At 53.0% G+C, this 24981-nt stretch carries 16 protein-coding genes and 1 pseudogene; 9 read left to right on the top strand and 8 right to left on the bottom strand.

Annotation, left to right across the window (positions count from 1 at the left end):
• Window positions 1-88 precede the first annotated feature (88 nt).
• Window positions 89-682, top strand: a pseudogene (locus tag AC0QH1_RS12145) (DUF3386 domain-containing protein); the annotation flags it as partial.
• Between the two features lie 307 nt (window positions 683-989).
• Here the strand turns inward: AC0QH1_RS12145 and AC0QH1_RS12140 are convergent.
• Entirely contained in the window at window positions 990-1211 is a 222-nt protein-coding gene (locus tag AC0QH1_RS12140; protein ID WP_324631384.1) for a hypothetical protein, read from the bottom strand.
• A gap of 128 nt (window positions 1212-1339) precedes the next feature.
• On the opposite strand from AC0QH1_RS12140, the gene AC0QH1_RS12135 reads away from it, so the two are divergent.
• Window positions 1340-2149, top strand: coding sequence for an SDR family NAD(P)-dependent oxidoreductase (locus tag AC0QH1_RS12135; RefSeq protein ID WP_324631383.1), 810 nt, complete (start codon window positions 1340-1342; stop codon window positions 2147-2149).
• Between the two features lie 81 nt (window positions 2150-2230).
• Window positions 2231-3238: an NAD(P)-dependent alcohol dehydrogenase gene (locus AC0QH1_RS12130; protein WP_324631382.1), complete on the top strand. Its 1008-nt coding sequence runs from the start codon at window positions 2231-2233 to the stop codon at window positions 3236-3238.
• A 200-nt stretch (window positions 3239-3438) separates the two neighbouring features.
• Here AC0QH1_RS12130 and AC0QH1_RS12125 read toward each other — a convergent pair whose 3' ends face one another.
• The gene (locus AC0QH1_RS12125) at window positions 3439-5139 is read right to left on the bottom strand and encodes an alpha/beta hydrolase (RefSeq protein WP_324631381.1); all 1701 of its coding nucleotides are present in this window, start codon (window positions 5137-5139) and stop codon (window positions 3439-3441) included.
• A 645-nt stretch (window positions 5140-5784) separates the two neighbouring features.
• On the opposite strand from AC0QH1_RS12125, the gene AC0QH1_RS12120 reads away from it, so the two are divergent.
• The gene (locus tag AC0QH1_RS12120) at window positions 5785-7428 is read left to right on the top strand and encodes an FAD-dependent oxidoreductase (RefSeq protein ID WP_324631380.1); all 1644 of its coding nucleotides are present in this window, start codon (window positions 5785-5787) and stop codon (window positions 7426-7428) included.
• 372 nt (window positions 7429-7800) lie between these two features.
• Window positions 7801-8466, top strand: a complete 666-nt coding sequence (locus tag AC0QH1_RS12115; protein WP_324631379.1) for a hypothetical protein — start codon at window positions 7801-7803, stop codon at window positions 8464-8466.
• Between the two features lie 364 nt (window positions 8467-8830).
• On the opposite strand, the gene AC0QH1_RS12110 is transcribed toward AC0QH1_RS12115, so the two are convergent.
• Window positions 8831-12772, bottom strand: coding sequence for a PAS domain S-box protein (locus AC0QH1_RS12110; protein WP_324631378.1), 3942 nt, complete (start codon window positions 12770-12772; stop codon window positions 8831-8833).
• Between the two features lie 438 nt (window positions 12773-13210).
• Window positions 13211-13354, bottom strand: coding sequence for a hypothetical protein (locus tag AC0QH1_RS12105; protein WP_324631377.1), 144 nt, complete (start codon window positions 13352-13354; stop codon window positions 13211-13213).
• A 29-nt stretch (window positions 13355-13383) separates the two neighbouring features.
• Here AC0QH1_RS12105 and AC0QH1_RS12100 point away from each other — a divergent pair, with 29 nt between their 5' ends.
• Both AC0QH1_RS12100 and hypD read left to right on the top strand, forming a co-directional pair.
• The gene (locus AC0QH1_RS12100; protein WP_324631376.1) at window positions 13384-14604 is read left to right on the top strand and encodes an ATP-dependent 6-phosphofructokinase; all 1221 of its coding nucleotides are present in this window, start codon (window positions 13384-13386) and stop codon (window positions 14602-14604) included.
• 168 nt (window positions 14605-14772) lie between these two features.
• Window positions 14773-15879 carry a hydrogenase formation protein HypD gene (gene hypD / locus AC0QH1_RS12095; protein WP_324631375.1) on the top strand — a complete coding sequence of 369 codons (1107 nt, stop codon included), beginning with the start codon at window positions 14773-14775 and terminating at the stop codon, window positions 15877-15879.
• A 246-nt stretch (window positions 15880-16125) separates the two neighbouring features.
• Here the strand turns inward: hypD and AC0QH1_RS12090 are convergent, their stop codons facing one another.
• Window positions 16126-17871 carry a choice-of-anchor I family protein gene (locus AC0QH1_RS12090; RefSeq protein WP_324631374.1) on the bottom strand — a complete coding sequence of 582 codons (1746 nt, stop codon included), beginning with the start codon at window positions 17869-17871 and terminating at the stop codon, window positions 16126-16128.
• A 70-nt stretch (window positions 17872-17941) separates the two neighbouring features.
• On the bottom strand, window positions 17942-18103 hold the full coding sequence (locus AC0QH1_RS12085) for a hypothetical protein (protein ID WP_324631373.1): 162 nt from the start codon (window positions 18101-18103) through the stop codon (window positions 17942-17944).
• Between the two features lie 698 nt (window positions 18104-18801).
• Between AC0QH1_RS12085 and AC0QH1_RS12080 the strand changes: the two genes are divergently transcribed.
• Window positions 18802-19746, top strand: a complete 945-nt coding sequence (locus tag AC0QH1_RS12080) for a phosphate/phosphite/phosphonate ABC transporter substrate-binding protein (RefSeq protein WP_324631372.1) — start codon at window positions 18802-18804, stop codon at window positions 19744-19746.
• 5 nt (window positions 19747-19751) lie between these two features.
• Window positions 19752-21686 carry a sensor histidine kinase gene (locus AC0QH1_RS12075; protein WP_324631371.1) on the top strand — a complete coding sequence of 645 codons (1935 nt, stop codon included), beginning with the start codon at window positions 19752-19754 and terminating at the stop codon, window positions 21684-21686.
• Between the two features lie 271 nt (window positions 21687-21957).
• Here the strand turns inward: AC0QH1_RS12075 and AC0QH1_RS12070 are convergent, their stop codons facing one another.
• Window positions 21958-22185, bottom strand: coding sequence for a photosystem II protein, Psb35-related (locus AC0QH1_RS12070; protein ID WP_324631370.1), 228 nt, complete (start codon window positions 22183-22185; stop codon window positions 21958-21960).
• A gap of 389 nt (window positions 22186-22574) precedes the next feature.
• Entirely contained in the window at window positions 22575-24884 is a 2310-nt protein-coding gene (locus AC0QH1_RS12065; protein WP_324631369.1) for a response regulator, read from the bottom strand.
• Window positions 24885-24981 lie beyond the last annotated feature (97 nt).

Below are 24981 nucleotides of genomic sequence, written 5' to 3'. Positions count from 1 at the left end.
CACTTTGATAATGCCTTTAAGAGTTCAGTTTTGGACTGCTTAAGAATCCCCGCGTCTTCAGCGCGGGGAGTATCAAGAAAACCGCTATACCTGGGATGATAACTTTCCCGGATACCGCGCCGACATCCAAATTAAACAGGGAGAAGAAACCTATAGCGGGCAGATTCGCATCAATCCCGACATGAGCGTAGAAGTCAGCGGAATCGAAGACGAAGACGTGCAACAAAGCGTTTACACCCAATTGCGCGATATCGTCACCCACCGCAAGCGAAACAGCTTTGAGAGCGCGCATGGGAAAAACAGCTTTAGCCGAGGAGAAACCGACGATCGCGGAGCCTTAGAAATCCTCGTGCAAGGGGATGCGATGGGATCCAACTACAAAATCCGAGGCACAGAGATTTGCCAAGTGCGGCGAGTGATGGGGCGGATGGCATTTACCATCGACACCCACGAAAGCCTCGACACGGGCAAAGGATATATCGCCACGCACTACGATGCCATATTCCGCAACCCGGAAACCCACGAAATCCTCCGCGAAGTGGAATTTGAGGACACCTACGAGGCGATCGGGGACTATTGCATTATGACCCATCAGGTTATCCGTTCCCAAGCCAACGGGGAAAATATCACCACCGAGTTCGATTATTCCAACATCAAATTACTCGAACCTGCCACGGTGTAAGCGGAAAGGGTGAAAATAAGCCAGGGAAAGGGAAAAGCCCAAATTTCAGCACTCGGATTTTCGCGGCGATCCCTTCCCTGGGGGATGTTTTCTTTTTTGGGCAGCCGGGTAAAAAAACATTTTATTTGCATATTAGGGTAGGGAATTAATCTCCGCAAAAGACAAGAAAGCGGCGGAATAAAAGGAGTAGAATGGGCATTGCCCATCCTACCTGCGGCGAATGGAGGAAAAAAGATATGCAACTTAAAAAAATAAGCGCGGTAAAAGGTATTGCAGAATGCTGATTTGATATAGGACGAGTGGCAAGCTAGGCGACATTTTGGGTGGCGATCGCGCGATCGATGCAGCGTTTGCCAACCGCGATCGCGGCTTCTGGGGTAGGAGAGGGGGTGCCATCGCTGAGCACCTGAGTTTCCGAAGCCAAACAGAGAGGGCGATAGCCATCGGCGGTGGGAAACACCAAAATCGTCCAATTGCGATAAGAGAGTTGATGGGGTTTTGCCCGATGGAAATTGGGTTCTGGGGTCATAGAGAAACTCCTTACAAATTACAAACCGCCATAGAATACAGTACGGGAACGGCAGCTTCCGTGTTAGCCACAACGAAAGGGAAAACTTCGATAAACTAACGGGCAAAGTCCACTCAACAGAACAAACAATGGCACCGACTGTTTTAATTACCGGGGCATCCCAAGGAACCGGAAAAGCAACGGCCCTGTTATTTGCCCAACAAGGCTATGACATCATTATGGCAGCGCGTCAGGTAGATAGACTAACAGAAGTCGCGACCCAAGTGCAGCAGATGGGGCGTCAAGCATTGGCAATGGGCACGGATGTGGGCAATCCGGAACAAGTAGAGCATCTGTGCCGGGAAGCGTTGAAGGTTTACGGACAGATTGATGTTTTAATTAACAATGCCGGGATTTGTTTGAGCGGACCGATTCAGGAAACCTCGCGCCAGGATTGGCAGCGAATCATGGATACGAATTTTTGGGGCTACGTTTACACCATCGAGCAACTGGTGCCTCATTTTATTGCCAGAGGGAAAGGGACGATTGTGAATGTGGGGTCATTGGGGGGAAAAATGCCCTTACCGAAGATGACGGCATACTGTGCTAGCAAATATGCCGTTACTGGGTTAACCGAGACCCTGCGATTGGAACTCGCCCCGTTGGGGATTCAAGTGTGTGCTATTCATCCGGGGGTCATCAAGAGCGATTTTATGGAAAGGGCCATGTTTCGGGGGGAAGATGACAAGGCGGTGAGTGGAATGAGGGAGCAAATGGATCGGGCGATCGCATCTTTTTGGGCGAGTCAACCGGAGGAGATTGCCGCCGCGATTTGGGATGCACTAAAACAGGGCAAGGACGAAGCGATCGTCGGACCGGCGTGGATGGCGACAGAAGCCTATCGATTATTTCCCGGGGCAGTTCAGTGGGCGATGTCTTCGCAGGTGAAACGCAGTTGAAGCGAGATCCGGTGCATGGAGAACCCCGAGGCGGTAAGATTGTAGCAATTGCCGCAGAGTAGAGTAACGAGGAAAATAGAGATGAGAACAGTTAACGCCTATGCTGCTTACGAAAAAAGTGCGAATCTCGATCCGTATCAGTTTGACGTCACGCCCGTGGAAGGGCACAACTGCACGATTCGGGTATTAGCCTGTGGGATTTGTCACTCGGACATTCATGTAATTGACAATGATTGGGGGATGTCGGAGTATCCGGTGATTCCGGGACATGAAGTCATCGGGGAAGTGGTGGAAATTGGGTCGGAAGTGACGAATTTGAAAGTGGGCGATCGCGTAGGAGTGGGGTGGCAAGCCTCCTCCTGCCTTCAATGTCGCGACTGTCTCAGTGGCAATGAAAATCTCTGCGACGAAAACAAACCCTTAATTATAGATAGCAAAGGCGGGTTTGCCGATTATTTAATCGTGGATTCCCGTTTTGCCTTTCACATTCCTGCCGGCATCGAGACCAAAGTTGCCGGACCGCTGTTATGTGCCGGAATCACGGTATATTCCGGATTGCGCTATGGCGGGATGACCTCCGGGCAAGAAATCGGGATTATCGGGATTGGCGGATTGGGGCATTTAGCGGTTCAATTTGCCAGCAAGCTGGGAAATCGGGTGACCGTATTTACCACCTCCGAGGATAAAGCCCAATTTGCCAGAGAGATGGGGGCGCAAGATGCGATCGTGATTCCCAAAGGTAGCAATCCCCCCGAACCCGATCGCAAATTGGATATTTTGCTCAGTACCGTGCCGGTGAGCTTAGATTGGGCGGCATATATAGAGTATCTCGATTCCGATGGTACCTTGGTCATGGCCGGCGTTCCCGACGAACCCCTGACCATTCCCCTGTTGTCATTGCTCGTCAAGCGGCGGCGGGTGATGTCTTCGCCGATTGGGGGACGCGCCATGATGATGGAAATGCTCTCGATCGCCGATCGCTTTGGCATTGCCCCGATTGTAGAAACCTTCCCCTTCGATCGGGTAAACGAAGCGATGGACAAAGTGCGAGAAAACCAAATAAGATTCCGCGCCGTCCTCACGCGCTAGCCCCAACCCACCCGTAGGGTGCGTGACCCTCGCCGCCAACCTTGGGGAATGCCGCCCGATTCTATTTCGGGGGTCACGCACCGGCCCAAAGGTGAGGCGTTCCCAGGCTGAGCCTAGGAACGAGAGACTAGAGGCGTTTCCAGGCTGAGCCTAGGAACGAGAGAGAGAGAGAGAGAAGCAGAGAAAACCAGAGAAATCGGTTAATCCGACTCAAACAATTCCGCTTCCACTAACAGATGAATTAAAGTATCCACTTGCGACTCATCGATAAGGAACAGACCGAACGGGTTTTGGCTGAGATAACTTGCATAAGACGACTGTAGATAAGGCAAAAACTCTGAATTTTCCGCAACGTACACCTGAAAAAAAGCCAGCAGCATGGCATTACCGTAGGTATTGAGCAGGTCCGGACTGGGGAGAGTAATTTGCGAGAACGAGTTTAACGTGCGAGAGAAACCGGCATCCAGACGAGAGAAATCGACGTGAGCTTGTCCTTCTGCCAGGATGAGATACTTTTCAGCGGAACCCAACCAAGGGAAAGAGCGTAACTGTTCGTAAATTGCCGGAGTTGCTGGGTCTAGACTTCCCCCCGCCAACATAACGGGAATGGAAACTTCCGCCAAACCCTGGGAACCGAAAATGTTACTATTCACCGGATTAACCGCGATCGCAGCGGCAACCCGGCGATCGCGAAACGAGTAAGTTTTCCGAGGTAACTGCAAGGCGCGACACTGGAGTAACAAAGACACATTCCAAGACCTGCTTTCCCCACAAGTTGCCTGGAGGCGATCGAAATCGATTTGTGCCCCTGCCAGAGCCAACACCGTATAGCCGCCGAAAGAGTGACCTACCACGCCCACATTTTCCAGATCCAGCCGCCCGCCAAATTCCGAAACATTGCGCCGTTCCAGTTCGTCCAGAACATAGCTCACATCCCGGGGGCGATCGATAAACTCCGAGGCGGGAAAAATTTTGTTGTCATACCCGGCTAGCACGTCCAACAGTTGCTCCGTATCGCTGGCGGGATGTTGGGGAATGGCCACCAGATAGCCATAGGAGGCTAGATGTGCCCCATGTTCGGTCAAATCCTCCGGATTGGAGGCCAAGCCGTGAGAGAAGACCACCACCGGGGTATTACCCGCTCTCCAGCGTTCTGGTTTGTAGAGCAAAACGCGAAACTGCCGATCGCGTTGCGGATCGGTCAACTTCCAGGTTTCTCGCACCACGCCGAAATCCCCCGGCTGACGCAGGTCTGGCAGAGTGGAAAAGTTGACCGAGCGTTCCCTGGATGCCGCCACTGAGGACAACTGAGCCACGCGATCGAACATTTGTTCCGTAACCGCGATCGCCCGTTCCAGTTCCTTCACGCCACTCACCAAGTTTTGGGTATTCAAGCGAATATCCGTAGGAAACGCCGAGAGGACATTCAAAATCGTCAGCCCTTCCGGCTCAAATGCGGCGGCGGTGAGTGCAGCGCGAATGGCGTATTTCCCATTTCCCCCACTGGGCAAATTAATACCTTGCCCCATGCGGGTGAGAATATCTTCGCCGAGGGGAGTATTGAAAAACCGCGTCAGCTTCAGGGGGTCGATCGCGAACTGCCGGGTGAGAGCTTCGCGAAACGCGGCTTGAGATTCTGCATCTGCTCGATTGAGATAGAACTGCAATTCATCATCGATCGCACCGCGTTCCGCGAAGGCTTCCAGGGCATCGATTTGCACCGAAAACTCCAACGGACCGATAAAAAAGAAAATCCGCTGGGCAGCCCAAACGGCGGTGGGGAAAAACGCCATGATGCTGGCAAAGGTAACAGAGAAGACCCATCGCCACCGCGATCGGGGGAGAGGGTTGAGCCATTGCATCCCAATGGCGAGACGAGGATGGGTTGAAGGTTCGGACATGGGTTTTGTCTCGGTGACTATTTTCTATCGGTCTATTGTAGGGGTTGGGAGGCGTTTCCCACCTCCACTGACGGGGTGAAACAGTTGTATGCACAGCACCACCAGCCCCGTCAAGGGGGTTGCTGGAACAGTGGGTGGTCTTCGGGCCGGATCTGGCAAGTGGTGATACCATTTTTTTTAACGATCGAACCGTTAGGATCCCCCGCCGGTCCCCTTGGATCCCCGGCCATTCTCCTTGGATCCCCCTGCCGTTGTCCTTGTATCCCCCCCTTCCCCCCCTTGGAAAGGGGGGGACAAAGGAAGAATTTTTACCTCGTATCCCCCCCTTCCCCCCCTTGGAAAGGGGGGGGGACAAAGGAAGAATTTTTACCTCACGGGAAGTCAGAGGAATACATGTTTATCTCACGGGGGAGGTTAGAGAAATACATGGTTATCTTCCTAGAGAGTAAGCATCGGTACCGATCCACCTCAAGGCGGATTGACCCCGATCGGCGATCGCCGTGACAGGGCCTTTCGTACACACCCTACCCATGCCACGCAAACTATCTTAAAATAACGAAAGAACAGCGGGGATTGTATGACCTGCTGTCTGCGATCGGCACTGTCGCGATCGCCTGCTGACCAAAATCAGAATGAATCGACAACATGAGCAAACGAATTTTAATTGTCGGTGGCGTAGCGGGGGGCGCATCTTGTGCTGCCCGGGCGCGTCGCATGTCCGAAGATGCCGAAATCATCATTTTCGATCGCGGGCCTTACGTGTCCTTTGCCAACTGTGGCTTACCCTATTATGTGGGCGACGTGATTACCGAGGAGAAAAAACTCCTGGTGGCTAACACGGACTTATTTAAAAACCGCTTCAATATCGAAGTGCGGGTGGAAAACGAAGTGCTGAGTATCGATCGCGACGCCTGCGAAATCGAAGTCAAAAACCTGCAAACCGGCGAGATTTATCGCGAAAAATACGATGCTTTGGTCTTAGCCCCAGGTGCGGCCCCGGTTCGTCCTCCCCTAGAAGGCATCGATTTACCGGGGATTTTTCCCTTGCGAACCATTCCCGACAGTCGGAAAATTCGCCAGTGGATTAGCGATCGCCAGGTGAAACAAGCGGTAGTAGTCGGCGGCGGCTTTATCGGGTTAGAAATGACCGAAAACCTGCTGCATCGCGGCATTTCCGTAACCCTAGTAGAAATGCTACCGCAAGTGATGCCGGCCTTCGATCCGGAGATGATGACCCAGGTTCACCAACGCCTGCAAGCCAGTGGCGTGCAGCTTTTGCTTGGGGATGGAGTGAGCAAGTTCGAGCAAACTGCGGACGATCGCCTGTGCGTGCGAACGCGATCGGGCAATACTCACTTAGCGGAGTTGGTGATTTTGGGGATTGGCGTGCGTCCGGAAGCCAAGCTGGCAAAGGATGCGGGGTTAGACATCGGCGAAAAAGGCGGCATCCGCGTCAACGAGAACATGAAAACCAATGACGATCGCATCTGGGCGGTAGGCGATGCGGTAGAAGTGCGAGACTACGTGACCGGGGAATGGGTGTTAATTCCCCTAGCCGGTCCGGCGAACCGCCAAGGACGAATTGCCGCTGACAATATTTTTGGCCGCGATGCCAAGTTTCGCGGGGTGCAGGGCACTACGATTTGCGGGGCGTTCGATCTGATTATGGCCGCCACGGGGGCGAATGAAAAAACCCTGCGTCAGGTGGGGATAGAGTACGAGAAAGTATATTTGCATCCCGGCCATCACGTGGGCTATTATCCCGGGGCGAAACCGATCGCGATGAAAATGCTGTTTTCGGTACCCGAGGGCAAGGTGCTCGGGGCGCAAGCGGTAGGCGAAGAAGGCATCGAAAAACGAATCGACGCGATCGCGATGGCGATTCAGCGTCACTCTACGGTATTCGACCTGGAAGAAGCGGAACTTTGTTACGCACCTCAATTCGGGGCGGCCAAAGACCCGGTAAACATGGCGGGCATGATTGCAGCCAATGGGTTGCGCGGCGATGCGCCGGTGGTTCACTGGGAGGATATCGAGGGCACCGATGCCACGATTGTAGATGTGCGCGAACCGGGCGAGTTTGAGGCGGGTCATCTGGAAGGGGCGGTTAACGTTCCCCTGTCTCAGTTGCGAGAACGCATGGATGAGTTACCGCGCGATCGGCCACTGTGGGTCTATTGCCAAGTGGGTCAGCGCGCTTACTACGCCACCCGCGCCCTGCGTCTCCAGGGGTTTGACGTGTATAACCTCACCGGTGGGTTTAAAACTTACCAAGCGGTTTCGTCATAGGATTGGCTTCCGGTGTGGTGGTGGCGCATTGCGCCGCCACTATTGGGATGCATGGCGATGCCCAACCCCAGCATCAAGCTTCCCGCTTCCCAGATGGCGAACCCAGCCGATTTCTAACCAGGAGGGATTCGTTTTGTCCAGTTGTCCCCGGTTAGGGTGCGCGCATTTCTCTGACCTGCCCACCGAGATTTCCCTCGAATCTAAAAATTCCCCAAAATTTACGCTCAGAGGGCTGACAAACGGACAAAAATTTGTTATGCTACAGACAGGAGATAGCTGAATAAAAAAACCACACTTTAATCGCCGTCATTTGCAGCGCGCCAACCCTGACGGCGATCGCGAAGCAGTCAAGAAAGGAGGAGAGGAGAGTATATGATCGACAATCATTCTACTCCACCCATACACAAAGTTTTGGGAAATCTCGGGTATGCAATCGTGGCCACAGTGGCCATTAGCTTTGCGGCTAGCGAGACGGTACCGGCCCGCAGCGAAAGAGCGAATGAAATCAGGGTGGGCAACGCGACGGGAAATCCCGCGTATGTAGAGGCGAAAATGACCACCCTCGCACCCCACCGGACGATCGCCCAAGCGCCGCCGGAGATTTCCAAGGAAGATCGCGTCCGCTACGAAACCTATTATAACGACCGATTTAACTATTCGGTGGACTATCCGGAAAATATGTTAATTCCGCAAGGCGAACCCACCAACGGCGACGGTCAAGAGTTCGTTTCGGAAAGCGGAAACATCGAGATGATGGTGTATGGGTATCACGATATCTTCGACAAAACTCTAGAAGATTTATATCGCCAAACCATTCGCGAAGGGATGGAAGGAGAACCGGGCAATCTGGAAGTCACCTATCAACGACTCGGTGACAATTGGTTTGTGGTGTCCGGATATCAAAATGGGCAGGTGTTTTATCACAAAAGAATTCGCAGCGATGGCGACATCAAAGTGTTAGAAATACAATACGACCGATCGCTGCAACCGCAATTCGATCGGATTGTAGCTGACATCGCTAATTCCTTTCAAGGATAAGGCGAGAGGGCAGCAAGGACAAGCTAGAGAAATTGCGACCCATCCCGTTGTGTATTCGCGCCGCTGAATGGAGGCGTCATCGATCCAATGCTGATAATCGCAAGGCGGGGGATTGCCCGCAAGATAAAGGAGTTTGATTTATATGTTTCGATGCAGGGGCACAGCGAAAGCGGTGTCCCTGCTGTGGTTATGGGGGGAGTGACGGGGAACGATTCGCACCAGTGTTCCCATTATAGCAGTTAAAGCGGGGATGAATGGCGATCGCAACCGATAGCACAAGGCATTTGTAATACCTGGAGATTCCCGCGCATGGGGATAACCCCAACCGCCACGCCAGACCAGTTTTCCAGCCATATCGGCAGTGTTAGGGAGTGTGAGTGCGAACCGACAGAGAGATAGCCGCCACCAACGCTTCAGCGTCGATGGGTTTGGCTACATGTTGAGCGAAACCCGCCTCCAGGATGCGATCGCGGTCGCGATCGCCAGCATAAGCCGTCAGGGCGATCGCCGGGATTTCGCCCCCGGCATCTGGCGCTAAAGCGCGCACTTGGCGCAACAGCATATAGCCATCCATATCCGGCATAGCGATATCGCTAACCAGCACATCCGGTTGAAACGTGGGTATTGCCTGTAAAGCCGCAGTCCCCGACGCCTCCACCTGCACCTGCGCGCCATAATTCTGCAAGATCGCGCTTACTAATTCCCGACTATCCGCTTCATCATCCACCACTAACACTTTCATCCCCTCCAGAGTAAAGGACTGCGGTGGCACAATTCCCTCATCTATCATTTCTGCCGACATTCCCCGCAGGGGTAACATCACGGTAAAGGTAGCGCCTCCACCGACACCCTCACTCTCTACCAGCACCGTACCGCCGTGCAATTCCGTCAAATAGCGGACAATGGCCAACCCCAAGCCCAGGCCGCCAAACGAGCGCGTGGTAGTGCTATCGGCTTGGCGAAAATACTCAAATACATGGGGTAAAAACTGCGGGTCGATGCCCATCCCCGTATCCCGGACGCGAATCACCGCGCGATCGCCTTCGCGATGCAAGCCCACGGTCACTTCGCCGCCGCTGGGGGTAAACTTCACTGCATTGGTCAGCAGATTCCACAGCACTTGCTGTAGGCGGTTGCCATCTCCCAACACCGTCACCGAGGCATCGAACTGTGTGCGAACAGCAATCGACTTGGCTTGTGCCGCCAAGCGAACCGTTTCGATCGCTGCCTCGATGGTGGAGTTCAGATTCACCTCAGACACCTTCAGCAGCAGCTTGCCTCGCAGAATCCGCGACACATCCAGTAAATCCTCAATCAACTGCGAGAGCAACTTCGCATTGCGCTCGATGGTTTCTAAGGCGCGCTGGTGAGTGGACTCGTCATACTTTCGCAGTTGCAGCAGTTTCGCCCAGCCGAGAACCGGATTGAGCGGCGTGCGGAGTTCGTGAGATAATACCGCGAGGAATTCATCTTTAATCCGGTTAGCCGATTCCGCTTCAGCGCGGGCGGCGCGTTCCCGTTCCAGGAGGCGATCGCGTTGTGCCTCGGCTTGCTTGCGCTGGGTCAAGTCCAGCACGAAGCACACCGCCGTGTCTTGATAGCCATCGAGTAAGGCACTTCCGATTAAAATCGGCACCGGGTTGCCGTCTTTCGCGAGAAATTCTTTTTCATAGGGGGTACAATGTCCCCAGGCGAGCATTTGCGCTTGCGATCGCCAATCCAGGGGCCAATATTCCGGCGGGGTCATCTCGTTCCAGCACAATTCCCCGGCTTCCAGTTCCGCCCGCGTATAGCCCAGCATGTGCAAAAAGGCATCGTTAGCATAAGTAATCTGCCCGTGAAAATTGCCGATGACAATTCCGATTACATTGGATTCCACCAACTGCGTGAAGCGCGCTTCGCTGTGCTGTAGTGCGGTTAAGGCGTTTTCCGCTTCCGCGCGTGCCACTTGTTCTGCTTCAAACAGCCGCGATCGCTCGAGGGCCTGAGCGCACTGTTGCGCCAGGGCGTGGATAAAGGAGCGATCGTCGCGATCGAAGTGCCGGTTTTCCGGAAAGGCGAATGCCAGTGCGCCGATGGGGCGATCGTTGAGGATGAGAGGGATAGCCACCAAAGCGCCATTGCCGCAAATGGCGTTAATCTCGGCCAAATCCGGATAGCGCTCGTTGCACGCTTCGCGACTTTCCAGCCAAATCGGGGAACGGGAACGCACCGCATCGGCGATCGGCACCGGCGCATCAATACTGAAGTGCGACCAAGCCGCTGTAATTTCCGGGGGATAGCCCACGCTGCGGAGGATGTGGAATCCTTTGCCGTTCTCGCTGATGAGGGCGATCGTGCCCACATTAGCCTCTAATGCGGCTAGTCCGGAAGAGAGAATCGCTTCCGCCACCTGAGAAGCCGTCACCGCTTCCGAAAGTGAGGTGGTTACCGCTTGCAGGCGACCGATCCGTTCCGTGGTATCCTCAGCCAGTTCGCGCATTTGCTGTTCTTGCTCCAGCAGTTTCGCCCGTTCTGCTTCCACCCGCTTGCGATCGGTGATGTTGTAAAATGCGGCCACGCCGGCGATAATGTTACCTTCGGCATCGCGCACTGGGGCAGCATTGACTAAAACGATACAACGGCTGCCATCCAAGCGCAAAATCTCCGCTTCTTCATTGATGACCACCTCGCCGGTTTGCAGCGCTCTTGCCAGGGCGAGTTCTTCTGGGGCATAGGCGCGTCCGTCGGGATAGAACACTTGATAGTCCCGCAGGTAGTCTTCTATCCCCTCGACGGTGGGATAATCGCCGCCGAGGATGTGTCGCACCTGTTCGTTCATCAAGAATAACCGCCCGCTGGGGGCTTCTGCCACCACCACCCCTGCCGGCATTTGCTGCAAGACGGCTTCGAGTAATCGCTGTTTGGTGGCTACTTGTGCGAGTAGTTCTACCCGTTCTCGTTCCATTTGCTTGCGATCGCTGATATCCAGATTGATTCCCACCCAACTGGCGATTTGGCCGCGATCGTCTCGCACCGGACGTCCCCGGGATAGCATGGTGCGATACTGGCCATCGGCTCCTAAAATTCGATGTTCCCAATCCCAAAAGTCTCCGGTTGCCACACAGTGCTGCCACGCTTGCTTGGTGGGTTCCACCGCCTCCGGGGGCAGTCGTTTCATCCAGCCGAATTCCTGGCACTCTTCCAGGGTCATTTGTATCAGATCGAGGAAGGATTGGCTCAGGTAACGCGGATTGCCCTGGGGGTCGCACATCCAGACGCCAAACGGCAGGGCTTCTCCCATAATCCGATAGCGGGCTTTGGACTGAGCTAATTCGGCGCGGGAGGCTTGCAGGTTTTCGTAAAGCCGCCCATTGGCGATCGCCCAACCGGCTTGGCGGGTGTATAGTTCCACCCGAGACTGCTCTTGCGGCGAGGGACGATGGGGCTGGGGGAAATAGGTGGCCAAGCAGCCGATAAGCTCGCCGTTAAACCCGAGTAATGGCGTGCTGTAGGCGGCGCGGTATCCCTCTTTTTGTGCGGCTTCCCGGTAGGGGGCGAATCCCTCGTCGGTGTCCGCATCTTCCACCGCGATCGCGCGATTTTCATGTGCGAATACATCTCCCCAAGGTGCTTCCCCCGGCGTGACTCGTCCCACACCTTCGAGATACTCGGCGCTCAACCCCACGCTGGCGGCTGGGTACAACTGATTGGCATCTTTGTCGTAGAGCATCAGAATGCCCATTGGGGAGTGTTGCAAGGCGGTGACGGCGGCGATCGCTTCGTCTAAAATCGGTTGCAGTTCCAGGGTGGTAGACAGGCGCGCGCTAAACTCTTGCAGGCGCGTCATCTCCGCCAGTTGCTCCGCCAGTTCGTTTTTTAAGGCACAAAGTTGTTCTTGGGCTTTTGTGCGAAAGGCGATTTCCCCTTGCAGTTCTTCGTTAAGTGCCTCTAAGGAAGGCAAGGCCAATACCCTGGGCATCAAAGGTACCAGCAGGACGGCGGTGGCTAAGGAAACCACGGCGGTGATGGCTTTGATCAGTCCGGAAATCCAATAATCCGGATACCATAGCGTCCAGACCGCCATCAAATGGGTCGTGCCACAGCAGAGGATAAATGCCGCAAACATCTGAAATATCCAGTTAAATGGCAAGTCTCGCCGCCGACGGACGAAGTAAATCAAAATCGCCGGAATTGAATAATAGGCCAGGGCAATTAGGGCATCTGAGGCAAAGTGCAGGGACACTAATGAGGGTTGCCACAGATAGCAATGTCCGTGGGGGATAAAAGCAGTATCAAATAGGTAATTGAAAATAGGGAGCATCATCGGTGTTTATCAGTTATCGCAAACGGTATGCAGGTGGGTTTTTCAGTTGCTTTTGCAGCCGCGACCCCACATCCTCAACCCGGTCAGCTTGGATCCACAAGACCCCCACCTCAGTCTTTTCGGATTTCGGCGATTTCTCGAACCCCCTTTCGGCGGCGCGATCGCGAACCATTGGGCGAGTATATAAGGAAATCTTAACTAATTATTGTAGCATTTACTTCAGTCAGGAAACGTTTTATGAATAAATCTCAATTTTGCCCCAATTTTAGCCAATTTTATGATAAAATTAATGGGCAATTGCTTGCATCCGGGAAAAAATTTCCGGTTTTTATAACCTAAGATAGAGGCACTTTGACTGGCATTCTCCTTCGATCCGAGTGGAAGAGGCGATCGCGCCAAACCCGGACAAATCTGCTGGCCAAATCTGGTCTGGAAATGTTAAAAAATCTCAGGCGATCGCGGGAGGAAGGCAAATCCCTCAACCACGGCTAGCAGCCTTGCCAATTGGCAAGTCAAACAACGGCGGGCAAGAAAAACCGCGATCGCGCTGAGAGTGCCTTTCAATTCCAGCGGTAAAACCAAAAGAAGTTTACTCGAGGTAAAATTACAGTATGACTCACAGCAAAAAAAGAATAGGAATCCTCACCAGTGGCGGCGACTGTCCCGGACTCAACGCCGTCATTCGAGCGATCGTTAAATGTGCTAACCGCCGGGAAGGATGGGAAGTGTACGGCATTCCCTACGGCACCGATGGATTCATCGAAGTGGCCAAGGGAAATCGCCAACCGGAAGAACTGCGCTTATGGGAGCATGGATACGATATTCCCGGGGTGCTGCAAGGACTCGACCTATTGCAATTTTTCAGCGGTAGCGTCCTCGGTTCCCTCAGCAAAGGCGACACCCGAGAGCCAGAAGTGGCCCAGCGCATTCTCGAAGGGTATAAAAAATTAGAACTCGATGCCCTGATTTCCCTCGGGGGAGATGGCAGCCTAGACATTATATACGAACTAGCGCAAAAAGGAAACTGGAATCTGATTGGCATTCCCAAAACCATTGATAACGACGTACCGTTTACCGAGCGCTCTGTGGGGTTCGATACCGCCGTAGACACGGTAACCGCCGCGCTGTATAACCTCACCTTTACGGCAGCCAGTCACGAGCGAGTGATGGTGGCACAGGTGATGGGGCGCAATGCGGGTCACTTAGCCCTGCACGCAGGTATCGCCGGCGGAGCAGACGTGATTTTGCTCCCGGAACTGACGCCGATTATCAACGAAGAAGAAGTGCGACGGATTTGCGAGAAAATCGCCAGTTTGCGGAAGGAAATGCGGCGATTCGCCCTAGTGGTGGTCGCGGAAGGGGTGGAACACGAAGATCGCCGACAGACCAGGGAAATCGGATATTATGTTGCCGAACAGATCAAAGAGTACAGCAAGCGCTTTTGCGATGCCGGAGAAGCGAACTTTTGCGGCATGGACCAGATGGACACCCGCGTTACCGTCCTCGGTCACTTGCAGCGCAGCGGCACCCCCTCCTCATTCGATCGCCTGATGGCCACCAATTTCGGCATCAAAGCCGTGGACTTAGTGGCTGCCGAACAGTATAATCGACTGGTGGTCTGGGAAGGCGGAAAAGTGGAGAGCAAGCCCCTAGAACCGGTAATCCAGCATATTCGGCGCTGTCACGGAGAACGGCGCTGTGCCTCCCCCGTGGATCCTTACGGATTTATGGTAGAAACCGCGCGATCGCTCGGCATTTACGTAGGGCTGCCCCCAAGCTGCAAACCCTATCAGCAAGAGCAATCCAGCGCCACACCCACACCCGCCCTGTAAGTATAACCCCCATTGCCCGGACACCCGGAGCGTGCTTCCGCCACCCCTCCCCCGGCGGGAGGGACAACCCATCGGGGCGATCCGGGAAAGCCACCCCGACGATCGCGCCCGATGCTCGCTAAAATAAAAAACACTCCGACCAAACCACTATCGAGGGGGGAAACCACGATGAAATATGTAGATGAATATCGCGATGCCACCACCGCCAAAGAGTATGCCGCCGCGATCGCCAAAATCACCACCCGTCCTTGGACGATTATGGAAATTTGCGGCGGGCAAACCCATTCCATTGTCAAATTCGGCATCGACCAACTGCTACCCGACGAAATAACCCTCATTCACGGGCCGGGATGTCCCGTGTGCGTCACCCCCGTGGAACTCATCGACCGCGCGATCGCGATCGCCGCCCGTCCCGAGGTTATCTTTTGTTCCTTCGGCGACATGCTGCGCGTCCCCGGGACCGACAAAGACTTACTCGCCGTCAAAGCCGCAGGCGGCGACATCCGCATCGTTTATTCCCCGGTGGATTGCCTGAAAATTGCCCGGGAAAATCCCAGCAAACAAGTGGTCTTTTTCGCCGTAGGATTTGAAACCACCGCCCCCGCCACCGCAATGGCCGTATATCGCGCCGCTCGAGAGAACATCGACAACTTTTCCCTGCTTGTCTCTCACGTACTAGTGCCCCCAGCAATGGAAGCCATTTTATCCGCACCGGACCGCAAAGTGCAAGGATTTTTAGCCGCCGGTCACGTTTGCACCGTGATGGGAAACCGCGAATACGAGGCGATCGCCCCCAAATATCAAATCCCCATCGTCGTCACCGGCTTCGAACCGGTGGATATTCTGCAAGGGATTTATATGTGCGTCAAGCAACTGGAAGAAAACCGCCACCAAGTGGAAAACCAGTATAAGCGATCGGTCCGCGACACCGGCAATCCCACCGCACAAAACCTCCTGCGCCAAGTCTTTGAAGTAGTTCCCCGCCAGTGGCGCGGCATTGGCGAAATTCCCCAAAGCGGATTGGGATTGCGATCGGACTACGCCCAATTCGACGCGCAAACCCGCTTTGACCTGCAAGAGATTCGCAGCGCCGAATCCCCGGAATGCATCAGCGGCTTAATCTTGCAAGGGGTGAAAAAACCTCACCACTGTCCCGCCTTCGGCACCCGCTGCACCCCCGAACATCCCCTGGGTGCGCCGATGGTTTCCTCCGAAGGTGCCTGTGCCGCCTACTATCGCTATCGACAGCAAACTGCTGTGGCCGCCATTTCGTAAGATTTGGGGCGCGGGAAAGCCATATTATATCAGGGTTAACTCGTTTAACTCGTTCCCAGGCTCCTGCCTGGGAACGCCCTTCCCGAGGCTCTGCCTCGACGCCGGTTGATTTACGATCGCGCATTCTGCCAATCCCTGATATCTGGTCGGTGCGTGACCCCCGGATTTCATTGGGTTATCGGCCCACCCATTGGCGGGCGGGGGTCACGCACCCTACGGGGTGGCAAAAATGATAAATCCGCACATTTAATCGGCGTGGCGCTGACGCTTTTTCGCCAACCAGCCCAAGGCACCGACCCCCAACAGTCCGATCGCCGCACTTGGTTCCGGCACCCGGGCGGTATAAATCGTGGTAGTGCCGCTCACTTCATTGGTCGAGACCAGTAACGGGATACCATTGGGACTATCTTTAGCAGAGATAAACAGCAATCCTTCCGGCCCGAGGTCCCCCACTGCGGCTAATTGGGCGGCGGTGGGATTCGGGTCGCCCTCCTCATCCACATCAAAAGCGATGGAAAAATCGCGGTTATTCACATAATCGACAAAAAAGGGCTTGTACGGATTTGTGATATCGTAAGTCATAATCCCGCCAATGCGTTCCAGACCGATAAACGCAAAGGTGCGATCGAATAACGAGGCGATCGCCACCCCTTCCGGTTCGGGTCCTTTATTATCGCTGCGATCGTCAAACGACTGATTTTCATCGTTAGTCGAATTAAAATTCTCCGGGAAGAAGCGGGCGGTAATGCTCTCCAAGTCATTACCGCTATCAAACACTAAATTTACCGTTTCGTCCCAAATCGAAAACGAGCGTCCGCCGAAGGCAAACAGGCGATCGAAATCCCCATCTCCATCGGTGTCTCCCAGGGTATTGGTTACTTCTAAATTGCCGAGATTTTCTTCCTTTTGCAGTGTCTCGGCGTTGGGAAATGCGGTCGGATCTAGGGGCAAGTCTGCCACATCCGCTTCTTCATCGAGAGCCACTTGTTCCACGCCATTTTCATCTTCAAACTCATATTGTCGGCTGTCCCCTTCATTGGCCGTGACCAGATAGGTTTTGCCGCCTACGGTATAGGAACCAATTTCATCGGGTTGGTACATGCCGAACAAATTGGGATAGGTTTTCAAGAAAATACCGTCATCTGCATTGCTCGCATCTAATGCATTTTCCGGTAAGCTTAAATCCTTAAATCCCAATCCTACGATATCTTTAAACCATCCGGTTTCGATATCGAGAATCCCGATCGCATTATTTTCCTGTAGCGTCACCCAAGCGGTTTTAGAATCTTCTGAAATCGCGATATATTCCGGTTCCAAATCTTGGGCTACCGAGGCATCCGGCCCGAAAATGCGGACGCTAGAATCCAACTTCTGGGAGTTAAAGGCGGTAAAATCTGCCGTTTTTATAGTTGCCGAATTCACTCCCAGGGCCAGATCGATAATGCTCACGGATCCGAGGGGGTCTACGGCATAATCGTCCCTGGGTTCTCCTTCATTGGCGATCAGTAATTTCTGGCCATCGGGGGTGAAGGTGAGCATATCTGGCAAGGCACCTACCATCAGGGAATCGAGGAAGGTTCCGTCGGAGTTGAAGAACAACACGCTGCCGGCATCTTGTTCGTTTTTATTGGAAACTGCAGCGGCGAGGAGACCATTGTTAAAGGCCACGCTGTTGAGCGACCCAAACTCCTCGCCGAAGGCGGAAATATCGATCGCCCCGGAGGGGGTGGGAAGGGTGGGGTCGCTGATGTTGAGAATATCGATTTGATTGCTGCTTTGATTGGTGACGAATAGATTGCGCGACGTGGGATCGTAAGCGGAAATTAAGGCAGCAGAATCATCGAAAATGCCAGTGGAGTAGGTGCCCACCGGGGTGAGTCGAAATGCGGAAGCTGGGGTAGCGATCGCCGCGATCGCCACTGCCGAGGATAAGCTAGTGTTGAGAAGCGTTTGGGTGCGTTTCAAGATGCACTGACCCTGATAAACTTTCATTACAAATAAACCTCCGTGGGAATCGGTTATCGTGCAAATGTTGGGTGGATGAGTAGGCTGGAATGCGAGCTTAGGAGTTGTCATCTTTCCCCCGTAACGGGGAATCGAGAACAATGTAGCGCGATCCGATGGCAGGGAGTGCCATTTTGCCAACTTCGGTTGGCCACGCCATATCCGGCACAGTGGCTTGCCGCCAGGGGCGATACCCCTCACCCGTGGGATTCGGCTTCACCGACTGTTGCCAATTTAAGTATTTTTACCGGGAATCGAGCCGCAACGGATTTCTCTTGTCGCTGGAAATTGCAGCAGAGATGGTTCGGTGAGGATTTCCGTAAATACACGTAAATTTTGACAGAATAACGGGGCGATCGCAAGTATTTGTATCAAAATTTATCAAAATTTTACCCAAAATTTATTCAAACTTGATTTTTATGGTTTGATATCCGGGAATAAACCCCGTAAAATTACTGGGCTGCTGGAAAAGCGAGGCTGGGGAAACTCTGTTAAAATTAGCAGAGAATGTCCGTAGTTTCCACAGGGAGCGCGCCCGAGCCGATTGTCCGAGTTCTATCACCGTGGATCGAGTGCCATTTTCACAGATTGGGATTGACAAATTGCCATTAAGGGTGTACACAACCAACTTTACCAGGCGATCGGACGCGCGAGCCTAGGGTGCGCCTCCACGCCTCAATCGCGCCAAGTTCTGGAACAATCCCGTTAAAGCTCGAACCATAGTAATAGAATCCAATCCATCAGAGAAAATGCAGCATCTTCTACAGGCGACAGTGGCGATCGCGAATTGCCGCAACCAACGCGCAACCCTTTCTGGAACAGCCTCCCGGACCATTGTAGTTACCGGGCAATCCCAACAAACCCCTTTTACAAAATGCCTCTCAATCCCTAACACATTCATCAAATAAGAGGGCTAAAATGTTACCCAAACTATTTGCAAAACTCAGTCTGGTGGGCATATTCACCACGTTAATCAGTTGTGCCTCCCCCCCCAACTCCACCTCGATTTCCACGCCGGAAACCCCAGAGGAAACACCCACCGCAACTGGGGTTATTGTTATCTCCGATGTCTCCAACAATCCGGCTAAAAAAATCAATCGCTATCAGCCGATGGCGGATTATCTCGCAGCAAATTTAACGGAATTTGAAATTGGCATTGGCGAAGTCAAAGTCGCCTCGGATTTGCCCACGATCGCCAACTGGCTCAAAGACGGCGAAGTGGATCTGTACTTTGATAGCCCTTACCCCGCCATGCTGGTGAGCGAACAATCCGCTGCCGAGCCGATTTTGCGCCGCTGGAAAGGGGGAAAAGCCGACTATTACGGCATCATCTTCACCATGCGCGATCGCAACCTCGACACCCTCGCCGACTTGCAAGGAAAAACCATCGCCTTTGACGAAGCCAGCTCCACCTCTGGCTACATGCTCCCAGTGGCCCTGCTGGTGCAAAACGGTCTCAACCCCGTCGAGAAAAATGCCCTCAGCGACAACTTAAGTAACAATGAAGTAGGGTATGTCTTCAGCGATGACGATGAAAACACCATTCAGTGGGTCATCAGCGGCAAAGTAGAAGCCGGTGCCGTAGATATCGGCACCTTTATGGAAATTCCCGCCGAGAGTCGCGAACAAATGGCAATTCTCGGCGAAACCGATAAAGTGGCGCGCCATATCGTCCTGGTGCGACCCGGCATGGATCCGCAAATGCAGCAAGCCATTCAACGCATACTCATCGAAATGGACCGCACCCCAGAGGGAAAAGCCGTACTGGAAAAATTTGAAGAAACCGCCAAATTTGACGATTTTCCCACCGATGCGAGTTTGTCCAAGATGCGTACGCTCTACGAACAGGTTAAAAACAGGTAATTGGCATGGGTAAATTGAGCTGGAAAAAAGGATCCCTAGCCACGAAACTAACCTTGGCAATGACCACATTGACCATTGTTACCGTGGTAGGTGTCACTTGGCTATCCCTTCGGCGAGCGCAACACAGCTTTCGCTCTGAGTTGCAACATCAAGCCGAAATCTTGCTCGATACCTTAGCCGTCACCACCTCCGATGCGCTCTATGTCCTCGATGCTGACTTTATGGAAGAAATCATGGAGCAGCTTGGTGCCGATCGCGTCTTGGTTGCCGGTCGCATCTACGAAGGAGAAGGTCGCATCATCGCCGATGCCTATAGCGACGATGTATTGGTCTATAGCATCGAACCGGATCCGTTTGGCAAACAACTGGTCAATAGCGATCGAACCGTTTTTATTTGGAAGTCCGATCGCCTGATCGCCGGCAAAGCCGTGATTCTCGGCAACCAGCGCCTCGGCGCGGTCAGCGTCGGACTCTCCACCGCACCGTTAAAAGCAAAAATGGCAGCGGTGCGCCAGCAAGGTCTGCTGGTGGCTTTGGCCGCAGCCAGCGCCGGTACGTTTGTCGCCCTGTTGCTCAGTCGCTCCATTACCGAACCGCTCAAGCAAATGACCGCCGCCACTCAGCGTCTCGCTCGCGGCGAACTCGATCGCCAAATCGAAGTTCGCACCCATGACGAATTGGCAGTCCTGGCGGAGTCTTTCAACCAGATGACGGACCGACTGCGCCAGTCGATCGTCACTCTGGAGCAGCGGGCGGAGGCCCTGCGCCAAAGCGAAAGCAAAAATCAAGCCCTCCTCAATGCTATCCCGGATTTAATGTTGCAATTTCGCGCCGATGGTACTTTCGTGGATTTTAAAGGCTCAAAAGGCGATACCCTCCTGCAAACCAATGCTCCATTATTCGATCGCCCGGTTTCGGAGATATTACCCAAAGAATTGGCTGATTTGTATTTAAAATACGTTCATCTGACGTTGGAAAAAGAAAATCCCCAGGTTTTTGAATACGATTGGTTTATCAATCACAGCCGCCGCCATTTTGAAGTGCGGATGGTAGTCAGTGGTTCCCATGAAGTATTGGCGATCGTGCGCGATATCACCCAAAGCAAATTGGCTCAATTAGAATTAGAAAAAGCAAAGGAAGTCGCCGAAGGAGCAAACCATGCCAAAAGCGTCTTTCTCGCCACCATGAGCCACGAATTGCGTACCCCCCTCAATGCCATTCTCGGCTATAGCGACCTGCTGCGCGACGAAGCAGAAGACCTCGGCTATGATGATTTTATCCCCGATTTGCAACAAATTCGCGATTCGGGCCTGCATCTGCTCTCGATTATTAGCGATATCCTGGATATTTCTAAAATTGAAGCAGGTCAAACTCGCCTATCTCTCGAAACCTTCAATCTCTCTACCCTGATCGCTGAGGTGCAAAGCAGTTGCGAAAGACTGATGGCGGAAAATAACAATACCCTCGAGGTCATCTGTGACGATAACCTCGGCACGATGAGAGCCGATCGCACCAAGGTGCAGCAAATCCTTTTAAACCTCTTGAGTAATGCCGCTAAATTCACTCACGAAGGTAAAATCACCTTGACTGTGGAAAAATTTCATGCGAATTCTTGGCCGAGTGAAGCAATGCAAAATTCGGTTGATTATTTTACCCGAAATCCCGAGGCTTCTGCGTTCGTTTTCCATGTCCGCGATACCGGGATTGGCATGACGCCGGAACAAATCGAAAAGGTGTTCGAGCCTTTCGTCCAAGCCGATGATAAATATACTCGCAAATACGGTGGCACGGGTTTGGGATTAGCCATTAGCCAACACTTTTGCCAGATGATGCACGGTGGCATCGCGGTGAACAGCGAACCGAATGTTGGCTCGACTTTCACCTGCTGGCTGCCCGATGTGGTTCGGGATACTCAGACTTTATCCCCATCGAGCCAGTGATTGGATAATGGCCAATCGTGACTGCCGTTCCGTTCTTAAGTTAATTTTAATATTATCAAAGCGATCGCCGGAAAGTCTGTGATATGGACAACACTTTCCTCTATTTTTTTGCAGTTTTTATTTCACAAAAAATCCGGCTACCTTTAGATCCCTACCTGAAGCCCCAAATTTCGCCGATGGGCGATGCCCCACCCATTGGGTGCAGGCGTCGCCCATCGCTTATTTATGCCAAATTTCGCGCTTCTTTCCCTGTGGTTCTGTTCCTGACCCACTAGGAGGGTAGGTTGCGGCTGGCATAAGCGTCCATTTTATAGGCGGGCACGCGATCGCTGTAGTCGATGTCCGTGCCTGTAATGCTTTGCGCCAGTTTCGCAAAGGATTCGGACCGCCAGTTGCGCGGATGAATCGGTTTGGACTGCTCGCCTCGGAAGTACGCTTGCGTCCCTAATACCGCAGCCGCAACCCAGCCTACCAGAATTAATGCGATTGGAAGTAACATAAATGGTCTCCTTGTGAACTTTTGTTAAGCTTTGTAAATTAATGTAACAATTCTTTACCTGGGTTGTCAAGGGGTGGTACAAAAAAAGATTGACTTCGCTCCAGACCCCGCCCCTGGCTACTACTTGTTACATCTGGTTTGCATATCTCAGCAGCAAAAAGCACCTCGAACCCCAGCAAAGGGAAAGGTGCTGTTCTGCATAACCTATGCAATTTAAACGAGATAAAAAGTTAACCAGTTAACAACATGCAATAAATGAACGCAGAAACAGACAGAGGAAGCGCCCCGATCGCCCTCAACAAGGGTGCCAATCCTCTCCATCGCCCCCGAACCCAACCCCCAATCAATGACAAATGACAAATGACAAATGACCAATGACAAATGACCAATTAAGATGTTTTCCCCGCCAGAGACATCAGCACCGTGACCAAAGCCTCGGGTTCGATGGGTTTGGCGAGGTGCATTTGAAAGCCGGCTTGCAAAGCGCGATCGCGATCCTCTTGTCTAGCGAAAGCGGTAAGGGCCACAGCGGGAAGTTTGCCGTTGCCATTATCGCGGTTTCTCACTTGGCGAATCAGCCAGTAGCCATCGCGTTCGGGCATTCCGAGGTCAGAAATCAGCACATCCGGTTTTACCGGGGCGATCGCATCCAGGGCTTCCGTAGCGGAAGTAACCCAGGTCACATCGGCACCGTACTCCTTGAGGATAAAATCGATTAACTCGCAGGTATCCGTATCATCATCCACCACCAGCACCCGCACACCCTCGAGGGGAATCGGGGAACTTGCCTCCTTGCCATCCCCCTGCTCATCCCCAGGGGCGGGAGCATCTTTCGCAAACGGGAAGTGCAGGGTAAAGGTAGCGCCTTTGCCGATGCCCTCGCTAGCCACCGAGATTGTGCCGCCGTGCAATTCCACCAGATAGCGGACCAGAGACAGACCCAACCCCAAACCGCCATTAGCGCGGGTGGTGGTGCTATCCGCCTGTCGGAAGCGATCGAACACATAGGGCAAAAATTCCGGGGGGATGCCAATTCCGGTATCGTTTACTTGAATTTCAGCGCGATTGTTGCGAGAATGGAGAATAACCCGGATCTGTCCGCCCATTGGAGTAAACTTAATCCCATTGGAGAGCAGATGCCATAACACTTGATGCAAGCGATCCGGATCCGCCAACACTGGCCCGATCGCCTCATCGCCCACCGCTTCCAGGCGAATATTTTTCGCCGCCGCCGTAGGGCGCAGGTCTTCGATTGCCGTAGCGATCGCCTCTTCCAAATTCACCGGCGATAAATTCAAGCGCATCTTGCCGCGAATAATCCGCGATGCATCGAGAATATCGTCGATAATTTTCACCTGTTCTTTTGCATTGCGCTCGATACTTTCCAGGGCTTTATCCATTTTCGCTTCTTTTAATCGGCGCTGGCGCAAAAGCTGAGACCAGCCTAAAATAGCATTTAAAGGCGTGCGGAGTTCGTGGGAAACCATGCCCAAAAACTCATCTTTCATCCGACTGGCTTCAGCTAATTGAGCCGCCTGTTCGCGCCGGGCATTTTCTAACTGCTTGCGTTCGGTAATATCGAGGACGAAAGCCACAAAGCGATCGCGAGTTTCCTCCAGCAGCGCCATCCCCACCAAAACCGAAACTCGCCTGCCATCAGCGGCAATAAATTCCTTTTCAAACGGCTGACAGGTGCCCGTTTCTCGCACCCGTTCCAAGGCGCGATCGTCCAGGATGCGATATTCCGGTGGCGTCATATCGGTCCAGCGCAGATTGCTTTCAAAAAACCCCACTTTAGAATAGCCCACCGTGGACAAAAACGCCTCATTAACCTGGATAAAATTGCCCCGAACATCGGCAATCATAATCCCGATAATATTCGATTCCACCAATCGCCGCGATCGCGCTTCACTTTCCCGCCACCCTTGCTGCGCTTGTTTGGCGAGGGTAATATCGCGGAAAACCCACACTGCCCCGGTTATCTCGCCGCGATCGTTTTTAATCGGGGAGGCGGTATCTGCAATCGGGACTTGCCGCTGGTTTTTAGTAATCAACAGGGTATTCTCCGGGAGTCCCATTTCCCGATTTTTGGCCAACACTTCTTCCAAGGGATTGAGTATCGGTTCTTGGGTGTCTTCTTGGATGAGCGAGAAAATTTCCGTAGCATCTTTTCCCGAGACTTCTTCTTGCGTCCATCCGCTGATTTCTTCCGCCGAGCGATTCATAAACGTTACCCGACCTTGCATATCCGTAGCAATCACCGCATCCCCGATACTTTGGAGTACCGTAGTCAGCCATTCTTCCCGTTCTTGTAATTTTTTTTCCGTGCGATGCTTGGAGAGGGTAATTTCAATATTTGCTTGTAACTCTTTTTGTTTAAAGGGTTTTAAAATATAGCCAAATGGCTGAGTAGCTTTCGCGCGTTCTACGGTATCTTCATCCGCATAAGCGGTGAGAAAAATCACTGGAATTGCGAATAAATCGTGAATTTGGCGGGCAGCTTCTACCCCATCAATAGGGCCTTTGATGCGAATATCCATCAAGACCAAATCCGGGCTTTCGCGCGATGCCGCTTCGAGCGCTTCTGCGCCAGAATACACAATTTTCGGCACCTCGTAGCCCATTTTTCGCAGCCGATTTTGTAAATCTTTGGCCACGATTCCTTCATCTTCACAGACTAAAATTTTGGCAGCACTCATCGAAAATTAGGGTTGGTAAAGGGACGGATGGAAACCCCTGTCATTCATGCACGGGGAGGAATCCGTCCCCTTACACAAACAGCAGCCCAACAGGGCT

The organism is Phormidium sp. CCY1219 (assembly GCF_055795085.1).
Note: the sequence above shows the minus strand (reverse complement) of the source record. Positions and strands in the feature narration are given on the sequence as shown.